The sequence below is a fragment of the Amycolatopsis orientalis DSM 43388 genome, from assembly GCF_000411975.1.
GTDB classification, from domain to species: Bacteria; Actinomycetota; Actinomycetes; order Mycobacteriales; family Pseudonocardiaceae; genus Amycolatopsis; species Amycolatopsis orientalis_D.
In genome coordinates this window covers 1-13388 of sequence record NZ_ASXG01000186.1, presented here as the reverse complement: position 1 = coordinate 13388, position 13388 = coordinate 1, and the positions used below count along the sequence as shown (strand labels likewise).

General features: G+C 69.7%; 12 protein-coding genes. 7 read left to right on the top strand and 5 right to left on the bottom strand.

From position 1 onward, the window contains the following. The first annotated feature begins 5 nt into the window (after nucleotides 1–5). Nucleotides 6–1166 (top strand): low temperature requirement protein A, encoded by a 1161-nt coding sequence (locus L942_RS38350; RefSeq protein WP_037369817.1) that lies wholly within the window; start codon nucleotides 6–8, stop codon nucleotides 1164–1166. Between the two features lie 78 nt (nucleotides 1167–1244). Here L942_RS38350 and L942_RS38345 read toward each other — a convergent pair whose 3' ends face one another. Further along, nucleotides 1245–2060, bottom strand: a complete 816-nt coding sequence (locus tag L942_RS38345; RefSeq protein WP_037369814.1) for an alpha/beta hydrolase — start codon at nucleotides 2058–2060, stop codon at nucleotides 1245–1247. A gap of 82 nt (nucleotides 2061–2142) precedes the next feature. On the opposite strand from L942_RS38345, the gene L942_RS38340 reads away from it, so the two are divergent. Together L942_RS38340 and L942_RS38335 are read left to right on the top strand one after the other, a co-directional pair. After that, a complete protein-coding gene (locus L942_RS38340) occupies nucleotides 2143–2628 on the top strand; it encodes a pyridoxamine 5'-phosphate oxidase family protein (protein WP_037369875.1) in 486 nt (161 codons plus the stop codon). Nucleotides 2629–3185: 557 nt separating this feature from the next. Then, complete coding sequence (locus L942_RS38335) at nucleotides 3186–3563, top strand: VOC family protein (protein ID WP_037369812.1); 378 nt, start codon at nucleotides 3186–3188, stop codon at nucleotides 3561–3563. Between the two features lie 390 nt (nucleotides 3564–3953). Here L942_RS38335 and L942_RS38330 read toward each other — a convergent pair whose 3' ends face one another. Next, nucleotides 3954–5084, bottom strand: a complete 1131-nt coding sequence (locus L942_RS38330; RefSeq protein ID WP_037369810.1) for a steroid 3-ketoacyl-CoA thiolase — start codon at nucleotides 5082–5084, stop codon at nucleotides 3954–3956. Nucleotides 5085–5338: 254 nt separating this feature from the next. Between L942_RS38330 and L942_RS38325 the strand changes: the two genes are divergently transcribed. The 3 genes from L942_RS38325 (at nucleotide 5339) to L942_RS38315 (ending at nucleotide 8489) form a co-directional block, all read left to right on the top strand. Further along, on the top strand, nucleotides 5339–6565 hold the full coding sequence (locus tag L942_RS38325; protein WP_037369806.1) for a cytochrome P450: 1227 nt from the start codon (nucleotides 5339–5341) through the stop codon (nucleotides 6563–6565). A gap of 66 nt (nucleotides 6566–6631) precedes the next feature. Next, the gene (locus tag L942_RS38320; RefSeq protein ID WP_037369804.1) at nucleotides 6632–7417 is read left to right on the top strand and encodes a transglutaminase-like domain-containing protein; all 786 of its coding nucleotides are present in this window, start codon (nucleotides 6632–6634) and stop codon (nucleotides 7415–7417) included. A 43-nt stretch (nucleotides 7418–7460) separates the two neighbouring features. Then, nucleotides 7461–8489 (top strand): YhjD/YihY/BrkB family envelope integrity protein, encoded by a 1029-nt coding sequence (locus L942_RS38315; protein WP_051166533.1) that lies wholly within the window; start codon nucleotides 7461–7463, stop codon nucleotides 8487–8489. Here L942_RS38315 and L942_RS38310 read toward each other — a convergent pair. From L942_RS38310 to L942_RS38300, 3 genes are read right to left on the bottom strand one after another with little or no spacing between them, the layout of a single operon-like run. Further along, complete coding sequence (locus L942_RS38310) at nucleotides 8486–9646, bottom strand: thiolase domain-containing protein (RefSeq protein ID WP_037369801.1); 1161 nt, start codon at nucleotides 9644–9646, stop codon at nucleotides 8486–8488. The genes L942_RS38315 and L942_RS38310 overlap by 4 nt on opposite strands. Then, complete coding sequence (locus L942_RS38305; RefSeq protein WP_037369799.1) at nucleotides 9643–10698, bottom strand: thiolase domain-containing protein; 1056 nt, start codon at nucleotides 10696–10698, stop codon at nucleotides 9643–9645. Before L942_RS38305 ends, L942_RS38310 begins: the two co-directional genes overlap by 4 nt. 6 nt (nucleotides 10699–10704) lie before the next feature. After that, on the bottom strand, nucleotides 10705–11688 hold the full coding sequence (locus tag L942_RS38300) for a Zn-ribbon domain-containing OB-fold protein (RefSeq protein ID WP_037369797.1): 984 nt from the start codon (nucleotides 11686–11688) through the stop codon (nucleotides 10705–10707). A gap of 81 nt (nucleotides 11689–11769) precedes the next feature. On the opposite strand from L942_RS38300, the gene L942_RS38295 reads away from it, so the two are divergent. Further along, nucleotides 11770–13299, top strand: a complete 1530-nt coding sequence (locus tag L942_RS38295) for an acyl-CoA synthetase (RefSeq protein ID WP_037369795.1) — start codon at nucleotides 11770–11772, stop codon at nucleotides 13297–13299. Nucleotides 13300–13388: the final 89 nt, after the last annotated feature.

Here is a 13388-nt window from a genome sequence, read left to right as displayed (position 1 = left end):
CCGCCGTGATCAAGAAAACCGAGGAACGCCACGCGTCCTGGCTCGAGCTTTTCTTCGACCTGGTCGCGGTCGCCGGCGTCGCCCAGCTTTCGCACCTCGTGCGCGGAACGACTTCCTGGAGCGACGCCGGCCTCTACGTCGTGTGCTTCCTCGCGTTCTGGACCGCGTGGATGTGCTTCACCGTGTACGGCAACGTCACCGGGGAAGCGGCCCGCACCATGCCGGTGCTGCTCGCGATGGCCGGACTGGTTTTCATGGCCGGTTCGGTGCACGACCTCGGCGAGCACGCGCAGGGCTTCGCCGTCTCGTACGTGGCGGTCCGCGCGCTCGCGAGCCGGGTGTGGGAAGGCCGGGGAAACCAGCGGATCATCGTCGAATGGCCGGTGGTGCACGCCGGGATGGGCGTGGTGCCGTGGGTGGTCTCGTTCTGGGTCGACGCACCCGGGAAGTACGCGCTGTGGGCGCTCGGGCTGGCGATCGACCTGGTGGCCGGGCTGACCATGTCCGGAGAACGGGTCGCGGAATGGGCTTCCCAGTCGAAGCGGCCGATGCCGGGATGGGCCTTCGCGCACTTGGATCTCGCGCATTTCGGCGAGCGGCTGGGCCTGTTCACGATCATCGTGCTGGGCGAGGGGGTGCTGACGGTCACCGAGGCGATGACCGAGGTCCCGGAGTGGGAATGGCCGCTGCTCGCGACTGTCCTCGGGGTTCTGGCGCTGCTCGCGGCTTTGTGGGGAGCGGCGTTGTTCCAGGGATTCGGCGGGATCCCGTATCTGGCGCAGGCTGCCTGGGGGCCGCGGGTGCTGCTGCCGGTGCACTGCCTGGTGGCCGGGTTGCTGGCGGCGCTGGCGGCCGGCTTCGGGGACGCCGTGGAGTCCGTTTCGCACGGGCACCTCGCGGCGGGGACGCGGTGGTTGCTGTGCGGGTGCGTCGCGGCGTTCACGGTGGTGGGCGTGGTGGCGCGGGTGGCTTCCGGGAGGTGGAAGCGGTGGGATTTCGTCGCGGTGCTCGCCGGGATCGGGATTCCGGCCGGACTGGGGTTCGCGGGCGGGACGCTGACACCGGCGCGGTTCCTGTGGGTGCTGGTGCTGGCGGTCGTCCCGGGACTGGTGCGGGAGTTACCGCGGCGAGGGCGAGTTGCCGCTTCGGGCGCGGACGGTCCGTGAGGGTCGGGCCTCGCGGCGCGCCGGTCGTGCTGGGGTCCTTGAGGTAATCAGAGTCCGTGAAGGAGCCCCGCACGGCTCTCAGCCGTCGGCGAGGAGATCCTTCAACGCGGCCGCGAACTTGGCCGGATTGCGTTGCGGCGCCAGGTGCGCCCCCGGCGTCTCGAGGAACGGCAGCCCGAGTTCGAGCGCGAGGATCTTGGCGGGCTGGTAGTGGTACCAGCCGCGGCTGGCCTCCCCGGCGACCGGCAGGATCTCGGCTCCCGTCCGGCGCAGGGCGCGCAGGTCCGGGAGGTAGTCGAAGAACTCGGTCAGCTCGCGGTCGAACAGGCGGAGCCAGTCGGCTTCGTGGGGCAGCCGCAGATGCGGCAGGTCCGGCAGCGCGGCTCCGGCGATCCCGTCCGCGAACAGCCTGACCGCGCCCATCAGATCACCCGAACGGGCCAACCGGACCTGCGCCGCGGCGGCCTCGAGAATGCCCGCGGCGTCCGGCATCAGCTGGATCGCGGGCGGCTCGTGCGCGACGAACGTGGCGACCCGGTCCGGGTACCGCGCGACGAGGTCCAGCCCGATCAGCGCACCGGCGCTGGTGCCGAACATCGAGGCCGGCCCGTCCCCGCCGACGTCGTCGAGGACCGCGAGCGCGTCGTCCGCCTGCAGGCTCACCGGGACTGGCCCGGTCGTGGTGTCGGTGCTGGAGAAATGGCCGCGCCGGTCGTAGGTGATCACAGTGAAATCCGTGCGCAAGAGCTTGACCAGCGCCCGGAACGAGTCCGCCGCCCCGGTCCCGCCGGGGACCAGCAGCAGGCACGGTCCCGAGCCGGTCGTGCGGACGGCCAGCTCGCCGCCCTCGACCGGACAGCGGTGCTCGGCAGTCTCCGCGTCTTCCGCGATCATGCCGAAAGTCAAGCACAACCCGCGGCGCCCGTTCGCTTCCGGGACGCCGGTTCTTGTCGGTGGCGGGTGCGAGACTGCGGGAATGACGAGTTGGGATGAGTTCAGTGCCGCCGCTCCGTCACTGGCCTCGCGCGTACGAGCCCGTTTCGCCGCCGCGGACTCGCACGTTCTGGCCACGCTGCGGAGAGACGGTTCGCCCCGGGTGAGCGGTTCGGAGATCGACTTCCGCGACGGCGAGGCGTATGTCGGGTCGATGCTCGACGCGATGAAGGCCCGCGACCTCCAACGCGACGGCCGGTTCGCGCTGCACGCCTATCCCGGCATCGAAGAAGGCGGAGACGCGAAAATCGCCGGGCGCGCGGTGGAGATAACGGATCCGGCGGAGGTCGCGCGGATCCAGGAGGGACAGGAGAGCCACCTGTTCCGGCTCGATCTGCGGGAGGCCGTGCTGACGTGGGTGGAGGACAACACGCTGTGGATCGAGTCGTGGCACCCGGGGAGTTGGGTGCGTTTCTCGAGGCCGGACAACGGTCCGGTGGTGCGGACTGAGCTGGAGTTGGAGGGGTAGTCCGGGGGAGAGGCGGCAGTCGGTGACGGGCGTGGCCGAGGCGAAGGTGCGGACGACCTCGCGCGGTGCGGGCGATCGGGAGCGAGCGGTGCAGACCTGGGGGTGAGTGGTGATGACCGGGCGTGTGTGGTGAGGCCGAGAGTGAGTGGTGCAGACCCTGGGGTGAGTGGTGGAGACAGGGCGTGTGGTGAAGGCAAGGCGCGAGTGGTGAGGACCGAGGGCGAGCGGTGAGGACCGGGAGCGAGTGGTGAAGACCGGGAGCGGGCGGGCGCTGTTCACGCCACGCTTCTCCGCGCTCCTGCCCCATCTCCGCCGCCCTTCCTGCCCCTAACGCTCCTGCCCTGTCTCCGGCGCTCATCTCGCACGCGGAGCGTGCTTCAGTCCCTAGCGCTCCGCCCCCATGCGCCAGGCGGGCCTCCCGCCGTGGACGATCGACGGCAGCACGACGGCCCGCCACCGTTCCCCTCCACCTCCTCGGCGATGCCCCAGTCGCGCTGCATTCGCGCGCCGCTGCTGCGACTCCCTCCCCGTCTCCACAGGAGCCCTACCCTGGGCTGATGAAGCTCACGTCCACCGTGCTCGACGCGCCCGATCCCCGGGCGCTGGCCGACTTCTACCGGGAACTTCTCGGGTGGCCGATCGGCGCTGACGAGCCGGAGTGGGTCACCCTGCGTCCGCCCGGCGGCGGGGCGGGGCTGTCGTTTCAGCTGGAGACGCAGTACGTGCCTCCGGTGTGGCCCGCCGGTCCCAGGGAGCAGCAGATGCAACTGCACCTCGACTTCGAGGTCGACGGCCGCGCGGCGCTGGAAGCCGCGGTCACGAAGGCGGTCGCCGCGGGGGCTCGGCTGGCGGAGTTTCAGCCGCAGCAGCAGGTGCGAGTGTTGCTGGATCCGGCTGGGCATCCGTTCTGCTTCTGGACCGACGACCGGCCCTAGCCGCCCTTCGGATGGCGGCCTTCTAGTGGCTGCCCCGCGACCGGATCGCGGCACTCTCGCGGCCGCGGCGGAGCGGAGTGGGGTCCCGTACGTCTCGCGACTGCCCGCGGCTCTCGTGGTCGCAGCGAAACTAGGCCGCGGACCTCCTCCGTCGGTGCGAATGCGGACGCGTTGCCATTCGGTTAGCCGCACCCTGATCCCGGCGCACGCGGGCCCGTCAACCTCGCAGCGCGGGCGAACAGAAGCGACTGCCAGACAACCCCGACAACGTCGGTCCCGCCCCAGGCTCCCTCCGCCGCACCAAGAGAACGTCGCGAGTGAAACTCCCCTTGCCCCAAAAAAACCCGCACCCGCCCGGCAAGAAGGCCGACCCAAACCCGAACCGTCAGCTCAGATTCGCTCCAAGATCGTCGCCGTGGCCATTGCCCCGCCGGCGCACATCGAGACCAGTGCCGTCGTCGCGTCGCGGCGTTCCAGTTCGTGCAATGCTGTCGTCAGCAGCCGCGCGCCGGTGCAGCCCACCGGATGTCCCAGTGCGATCGCGCCGCCGTTGACGTTCACCCGCGACTCGTCCGGATTGTGCATGCGCTGCCACGACAGCACGACCGACGCGAAGGCCTCGTTCACCTCGAACAGGTCCACGTCGCCGATCTTCATCCCGGCCGCGTCCAGCACCCGCGTCGTGGCCTGGACCGGGCCGTCCAGGTGGTAGTACGGCTCCGCGCCGACCAATGCCTGCCGGCGGATCCGAGCCCGCGGGCGCAGGCCCAGCGAGCGGGCCCGCGAGGCGTCCATGATCAGCACCGCAGCGGCGCCGTCGGAGATCTGGGACGACGAGCCTGCCGTGTGGATTCCGTCCGGCACCACCGGCTTCAACCGCGCCAGACCCTCCATTGTGGTCTCCCGCAGGCCCTGATCCCGGTCCACCACCCCGGCTTCCGTCGTGACCGGCACGATTTCCCGGGAGAAATGCCCGGCTTCCCACGCGGCCGCGGCGTTGGCTTGGGACCGCACCCCGAAAGCGTCGACGTCTTCGCGCGTGATGCCGCGCCGGATCGCGATGCGTTCTGCCGCGCCGTATTGGTCCGGCATGTCGATCGACCACGTATCCGGCTTGGGGGAGCCGACGCCCTCGCCGCGGTTCGCGCCCAGCGGCACCCGGCTCATCGCCTCCGCACCGCACGCCACGCCGACGCTGATCGCGTCCGCCGCGATCAAGCCGGCGACCAGATGCGCGGCCTGCTGCGCCGAACCGCACTGCGCGTCGATCGTCGTGGCTCCGGTCGATTCCGGCAGGCCCGCGTGCAGCCACGCGGTGCGGGTCAGGTTGCCGCACTGCTCGCCCGCCTGCGTGACCGCTCCGCCGATCACCTGCTCCACCTCGGCCGGATCGATGCCGGCCCGTTCGACCACCCCGCGCACCGCCGCGCCCAGCAGTTCGGCCGCGTGCAGGCCGGACAGCCAGCCGCCGCGCTTGCCGATCGGCGTGCGTGCCGCGGCCACGATCACCGGTTCGCCCACGAGTGTCCCCTTCCGAAGCTTCCTACCGGCAAAACTAGAACACGTTCCTGTTAATGACAAGCGAGCGCACGACAGCGCGGAAGTCGATCACCTGAGCCTGAGCAAGCGCTCACCTGCGCGAATTGGTTCTGGAACGGTAAAGTAAACAGGTTTCACTCGCGTGGGTTCCGTTGGTTAACACCGTATGCTCTACTGGGGTCATAGAACGCGTTGCAGTTGGGTATCACCGCCGATCCCGCGCAGGAGGCCAAGCCGTGGCAGCCCCGCTTTTGCCCGCCGGTTTCGACTTCACCGATCCGGACCTCTACGCCAGTCGGCTGCCCCTGGAGGAGTTCGCCGAACTCCGCCGCACGGCGCCCGTCTGGTGGAATCCGCAACCGCACAACACCGCCGGCTTCGGCGACGACGGCTACTGGGTCGTCACGCGCCACGCCGACGTCAAGGCGGTCTCGCGCGACAGCGAGCTCTATTCGTCGCGGGAAAAGACCGCGATCATCCGGTTCGACGACCAGATGACCGCCGAGGGCCTCGACGCCAACCGGCTCGTCCTGCTGAACATGGACGCGCCGCAGCACACCAAGCTCCGCCGCATCGTGTCGAAGGGGTTCACCCCGCGTTCGATCGCGAAGCTCGAGGACACCTTGCGCGACCGCGCCGAGCGGATCGTGTCCGAGGCCAAGAAGAAGGGCTCCGGCGACTTCGTCACCGACGTCGCGTGCGAGCTGCCGCTGCAGGCGATCGCCGAACTGATCGGCGTGCCGCAGGAGGACCGGCTCAAGCTCTTCGACTGGTCCAACCAGATGGTCGCCTACGACGACCCGGAGTACGACCTCGAGCCGATCGCCGCGTCGGCGGAACTCGTCGGCTACGCCTGGAACATGGCCGAGGACCGCCGCCGCTGCCCGATGGACGACATCGTCACCAAGCTCGTCCAGGCCGACGTCGACGGCGAATCGCTCGGCTCCGACGAGTTCGGGTTCTTCGTGATCCTGCTGGCCGTCGCGGGCAACGAGACCACCCGCAACGCCATCACGCACGGCATGAAGGCGTTCCTCGACCACCCGGACCAATGGGACGTCTTCAAGGAACAGCGCCCGAAGACCGCGCCGGACGAGATCGTCCGCTGGGCGACGCCGGTCGTGGCGTTCCAGCGCACCGCGACCCGCGACACCGAACTGGGCGGCGCGCAGATCCGCAAGGGCGACCGCGTCGGGATGTTCTACAGCTCGGCCAACTTCGACCCCGAGGTCTTCGACGAGCCCGGCAAATTCGACATCCTCCGCGAGGACAACCCGCACGTCGGCTTCGGCGGCACCGGTTCGCACTACTGCATCGGAGCGAACCTCGCCCGGCTGGAGATCGACCTGATCTTCAACGCGATCGCGGACGTGATGCCGGACATCGCCGAGGTGTCCGCGCCCGAGCGGCTGCGTTCCAGCTGGCTCAACGGAATCAAGCACTACCAGGTCCGCTACGCCTGAGCAGGCGAAACGCCCGGGGCTCCGGCGTAGTCGGCAAGGAGCGCGGCGCACCGGCATGATGGCCCCGTGCGCACGACGGTAGACGTGGAATTCGGTGTCCGGGTGACGAAACCCGGCCTCGCCGCGATCTCGGTCGCCGCCGTGCGCGCGGACGCCGGCGAACTCGCCGTGTCCGACGCCGGTCCCGCGCGCACCGCCGAGTTCGAGCACGGCACGCGCGCGGAGGTCTACGACCTGGCCGAGGGCGAGCATCGCGTCACCTATCACGGCGAACGGGTGCTGCACCGCGGCAACGCCGAACCCGTCACGCTCGCCGACATCGCGCGGTACACGCGGCCCAGCCGGTACTGCCCGTCGGACCGGATGGGCGGGCTGCTTCCGCCCGGCATCGGAGACCTGACCGGCGCACGGGCGCGAGTGCAAGCGATCGTCGACCACGTGCACGAGAGGCTCGCGTACGTCGTCGGCTCCGGCGGCCCCACCTACGACGCCATCGACACGCTCCTCGCCGGCGAAGGAGTCTGTCGCGACTTCGCGCACGTATGCGTCGCGCTGTGCCGCCTCGTCGACGTACCCGCGCGCTACACCTCGGTGTACGCGCCGGGCTTGCAGCCGATGGACTTCCACGCCGTCTTCGAAGCGGGCATCGACGGCCGCTGGTACGTCTTCGACGCCACCCGGTTGGCCCCGCGCCAGACCATGCTCCGCATCGCGACCGGCCGCGACGCCGCCGACACCCCGTTCCTCGCGACGCTGGGCTGCGAACTCGACTTCCTCGGCGCGACCGTCTTCGCCACGACCGACGAGCCGCTGCCGCGTGACGACGGGCACGCTCCCGTCGTACTGGCCTGAATGCGTGTCTTTTGCGACAAACCGCGGGTCCGCTGGGTAGACAGTGAACGTGAAGCGTTCCCGCAAGACCCCCGGGCCGAGCAGATGGGCCCGCGCGCGTGCCCGGTACCGGTGGCTCGACCACATCGCGCGCGCCACCAACCGGTACATCGACTACGGCGGCTATCACTACGTCGCGTCGATCACCTACTTCAGCCTGCTCTCGCTGGTGCCGATCCTGATGCTGTCCTCGTCGGCGGCCGGGTTCGTGCTCGCGACGCAGCCGCATCTGCTCGACGCGCTGGTCCGCGGCATTTCCGGCTCGCTGCCCGGTCCGATCGGCGCGCAGGTGTCGTCGATCCTGACCGGGTTCGTGGAGCAGCGCACCGGCGTCGGGGTCGCCGGTCTGGTCGTCGGCCTCTATTCCGGCTGGAACTGGATGAACGCGCTGCGGGACGCGCTCACCGCGATGTACGGGCAGAACCGGTCCGAGGGGCCGCTGCTGCGCACGATCCTGACGGACGTGCTGGCGCTGCTCGGCCTCGCCGCGGCGCTGCTGGTGTCGTTCGGGATCTCGGTGTCCGGCACCGCGGTCGGCCGCTCGCTGCTCGGGCTGGTCGGCGTCGCGGACACGAGCTGGGGGCACAATCTGCTGTCGTTCGTCTCGGTGCCGCTGGCGCTGCTCGCCGACTGGCTGGTGTTCCTGTGGGTGCTGACCCGGCTGCCGCGGGAGCGTGTCGGCTGGCGCAGCGCGATGCGTGGCGCGGTCGCCGCGGCGGTGGGATTCGAGCTGCTCAAGCAGGCCGGCGGGTTCTACCTGAACTTGATCAGCAAATCGCCGTCCGGCGTGGCGTTCGGTTCGGTGATCGGTCTGCTGTTCTTCATCTCGCTGATCGCGCGGATGCTGGTGTACATCACCGCCTGGACCGCCACCGCCCGCGACGCTCCGCGCAAGCCGATCCAGCCCCCGGCCGCGACTCAGCTGCGGCCGATCATCGCGCCCAAGCAGAACAGCGGGAAGGCGGCGCTGCTGGGCGCGGTGGTCGGGGCGCTGGGGACGCTGTTCGCGTTGCGCGGGCGGCGGCGGGACTAGGGCTTTTCCGACCCGACGACCCACATGCTGAAGTATTGCGAGCCGCCGCCGTAAGCGTGTCCTAGCGCGACTCGGGCCCCGTCCACCTGGTAGTCGCCAGCGCGGCCCATCACCTGCTTCGCCGCTTCGGAGAACCGCAGCATCCCGGACGCGCCAATGGGATTCGACGACAGCACGCCGCCGGACGGGTTCACTGGCAGCCGTCCGCCGATCGCGGTATCCCCGGCCTCGGTGATCTTCCAGCCCTCGCCCGCGGCGGCGAAGCCGAGGTTTTCCAGCCACATCGGTTCGAACCAGGAGAACGGCACGTAGATTTCCGCGACGTCCACTTCGGACAGTGGGTCCTCGATGCCCGCGTCGCGCCACAGCGCCGCCGCCGCGTCCCGCCCGGCTTGCGGGCTGACCTGGTCTCGTCCGGCGAACGTCGTGGGCTCGGTCCGCATCGCGGTCGCGTGGATCCAGGCCGCGCCTGCAGGCACCGCGTCCCCGGCGGCTTCGTCGCCGAGCACCATCGCGCAGGCGCCGTCGGAGGACGGACACGTTTCGTCGTACCGGATCGGGTCCCACAGCATCTGCGACGCCTGCACCGACTCGACCGTGATGTCGGCCTGCTGCAAGTGCGCGAACGGATTCAGCGCGCCATTGCGCCGGTCCTTCGCCGCCACGATCGCGCCGACGTGCTCGGGTGCGCCAGAACGGCGGATGTACGACCGGACGTGCGGCGCGAAGTAGCCACCGGCCCCGGCGCCGACCGGCATCTGGAACGGCGGCAGGATCGACAGGCCCCACATCGCGTTCGACTCGGACTGCTTCTCGAACGCCACCGTCAGCACGCGCCGGTGCACGCCGGACTGGATGAGGGAAGCGGCGACCAGCGCGGTCGATCCGCCGACCGAACCCGCGGTGTGCACGCGAATCAACGGTTTCCCGTTCGCGCCCAACGCGTCCGAGAGGAACAGTTCGGGCATCATCACGCCCTCGAACAGGTCCGGCGCCTTGCCGATCACGACGGCCTCGATGTCGTCCCAGCCGACCTGGGCGTCCGCCATCGCGCGGTCGATCGCTTCGCGGAGCAGACCGGCCATCGACACGTCGGTGCGCTTCGCGCGGTGGTGCGTCTGCCCGGTCCCGAGCACCGCGGCGAGCTGTTTCGTCATCGTGCCTCCAGCACGGCGAGGAGGTTCTGCTGCAGGGCGGGTCCGCTGGTCGCGTGGGCGAGCGTCTTGGCCGCCTCGCCGCGGTGGATGCGGGCGGCGGCCTCGCCGATGCGGGCGAGACCGGCGGAGAACATGGGATTGCCGGTGAGCGCGCCGCCGGACGGATTGATCCGGACGTGGGCGTCGAGATCCAGTTCGCGGCGCAGGATGAGTTCCTGGTGCGTGAACGGCGCGTGCAGTTCGGCCAGTTCGACGCCGTCGAGGTCCAGCCGGGCCGCGGCGGCGGCGGCGGTGGACGGCGAGCGCGTGAGGTCGCGCGCGCCGAGGACGGGGGAGTCGATCCGGTGCTCCAGGCCGGAGATGATCGCGGGCCGCTCCACGAGGTCGCGGGCTCGTTCCTCCGAAGCCAGGATGATCACCGACGCACCGTCGGTCACCGGTGCGATGTCGTGTGCGCGAAGGGGATCGGCGACGTACGGGGTGTCGAGCAGTTCGGCGACGTCCACGGTTCCGGACAGCTGCGCGGCCGGATTGTTCGCCGCGTCCGCGCGCGAGCGGGCGGCGACTTCGGCCAAGTCCTTTTCGGACCACAGCCCGCCTTCAAGACCCAACCGGGCCTGCAATCCGGCGATCGCCAGCGAGTCCGGCCACAGCGGAGTGACGAGGTACGGGTCCAGCTGCATCGCCATGACGCGGCGGAGCTGTCCGGCGCTGGCTTTGCCGAAGCCGTACACCAGCGCGGTGTCGACCTCGCCGGTGCGGATCTTCAGCCACGCCTCGTACAGCGCCCAGGCGGCGTCCATTTCCACATGGGACTCGTTGATCGGCGGGAACGCGCCCAGCGCGTCCACCGCGGCGATGAACGAAAACGCGCGTCCGGCGAGGTAATCCGACGAGCCGGAGCACCAGAATCCGATGTCTTGTTTGGACAGTCCGGTCGCGGCGAACGCCTCGGCGAGGATCGGCACGAGCATTTCCACGCCGTTCGTGGTGCCCTCGCTCTTGCGGACGTTGGGCGCCTGCGCGAAACCGGCTACGGCTACTTCAGGCATGGTTCCTCACAGGTGGTGGGCGAAGGTCTCGTACGCGGCGTCCGGTTCGCCGGTGGGTTCGAAGTGGCTGATGTTCTCCAGCGACGTCCACCATTCTTCGCGCGGACGCCAGCTGGCGCGCACGCGCATGCCCATCCGGACTTCCTCGGCGGCGCAGCCGAGCACCAGATGCAGGAAGGCGATGTCGGCCCCGTCGAGCAGGATGTACGCCGCGACGTACGGCGGTTTGATGCGCTGTCCGAGGAATGGCACGTTGACGATGCAGAACGTCGTGACGATGCCGGTGTCGGGCAGTTCCACCTCGTCGGTGGTCGGTACGCCGTCCACCGGGCACGCGCCGCGCGGCGGAATGTAGACCTTGCCGCATTCGGGGCAGCGCTGGCCGAGCATCCGGCCTTCGGCGAGGCCGCGCAGGTACCGGCTTTCCTCCGGCGAGGCGGAATGCTGGTATTTCAGGTGCACCGGCGTGATGATCACGCTGACCGGCGCGCCTTCCTCGCGTTCGGCCACCGGCGGGGGAGCCTCGGTGGGCGTGGTGTCCGGCGCGTCCGCGGGCAGGAAGTAGGCGATGTCGCGGATGTGGCCGACTGTTTCGTCCGCCCACCGCACGCGGACGCGTTGTCCGATGCGGACATTGTCCGGCGAGCCGGCGTCGAGGGCGTGCAGCAGGCTGGTGTCCGCGCCGTCGAGTTTCACCAGCACCCAGGCGAACGGACGCGACAGCGGCTGGCCGTCGAGCGGATCCGCGCACCAGGACCAGGAAACCACAACGCCTTCCGAGCCGACCGGGACGAACTCCGTCAACGGGTCCGCGGTGGCCGGGTCGTATTCGACCGGCGGCACGTGCACGCGGCCGTCGCTGCCGCGCACGCCTTCGATCCGGCGTTCGCGCAGCGCGTTGACGAACCGGCCGAGCACCGGGCCGGTGGAACGGGTGTAGTCGAAGCCGACGTTGAGCGGCGCCGACAGAGGGGCATCCGAAACCGTCACGGCTCCGAGTGAAACACGTTCTCGAATCCGAGGCAAGGAACCTGTTGTGTCTATGTGGAACGCGTTCTAGATTTGGGAGCTATGGACCTGGGACTGTGGACCATCGCCGCGGCCGAGCCCGCCCGGGTGGCGCTGGTGGATCCGGACGGGCGGGAAATCACCTACGGAGAACTGACCGCGAAGGCCAACCGATACGCCTCGGGGCTGCGCGAGCTGGGCCTCGGCGTCGGCGATTCGGTGGTGCTGCTGCTGCCGAACGGCGACGACCTGGTCGCGGCGTACTTCGCGGCGATCCAGACCGGGCTGTACGTGGTGGTGGTGAACTGGCATCTCGTCGGCCCGGAAGTCGCGTACATCCTCTCCGACAGCGGAGCCAAGGCGTTTCTGGCGCACGAGCGGTTCGCGAACGTCGCGGTCGCCGCGGCCGACGAGGCCGGGGTGCCCGCGTCGGCACGGTTCGCGGCCGGCTCCGTGCCCGGCTTTCACCGCGTCGAGGAACTGGGCGCGGGGCTGGGCGACGCGCGGCCGGACAACCGGACGGCCGGGTCGCCGATGCTCTACACGTCGGGCACGACGGGGCGGCCCAAGGGCGTCAAACGGCCGCTGACCGGAGCCGATCCGGATCAGGTGCCCGCCGCGTCGACGTGGTTCTTCGGGGTGTTCGGCCTGCGGCCGTTCGACGATCACGTGCACCTGTGCGGGTCGCCGCTGTACCACACGGCGGTGCTCAATTTCGTGGCTATTTCCCTGCAGCTCGGCCACACCGCGGTGCTGATGGACCGGTGGGACGCCGAGGAAATGCTGCGGCTGATCGAGCGGCACCGGGTGACGCACAGCCACATGGTGCCAACGCAGTTCCGCCGGTTGCTGGCGCTGCCGGACGACGTGCGCGCGAAGTACGACCTCAGTTCGCTGCGCGTGATGATTCACGGTGCGGCGCCGTGCCCGCTCGAGGTCAAGCGGAAGATGCTCGAGTGGTGGGGGCCGGTCGTCACCGAGTACTACGCGGCGACCGAGGGCGGCGGGACGGTGATTTCCGGCGAGGACTGGCTGCGCAAACCGGGATCGGTGGGCTTGCCGTGGCCGGGGTCGACGATCCGGATCCTCGACGACGACGGCAACGAGGTGCCGACCGGCGAGACCGGCACGGTGTACATGAAGATGGGCGACTCGAAGTTCGAGTACCACCGCGACAAGGCCAAGACGGAGAAGGCCCGGGTCGGGGACTTGTTCACGTTGGGCGACGTCGGGCATCTGGACGAGGACGGGTACCTGTTCCTGCACGACCGCAAGGCCGACATGATCATTTCCGGCGGGGTGAACATCTATCCCGCGGAGATCGAGGGCGAGCTGGTGATGCATCCGAAGGTGGCCGATGTGGCCGTGTTCGGGGTGCCGCACGAGGATTGGGGCGAGGAGATCAAGGCGGTGGTGCAGCCCGCGGACGGGGTTGAGGGGTCTGCGGAGCTGACGGCCGAGCTGCTTGCCTATGCGGAGACTCGGCTGGCTCGGTTCAAGCTGCCCAAGTCGGTGGATTATCGGGCGGAGTTGCCTCGGGATCCGAATGGGAAGCTTTATAAGCGGAAGTTGCGGGAGCAGTATGTGTCGTGAGGGCGGGGCTGGGCACCCCGAAGCTCGATTGTGACTACGGCGCGGAGGTGCTTGTCAAGGCGGGAAAGCGTGCCTTGACAAGCACCTCC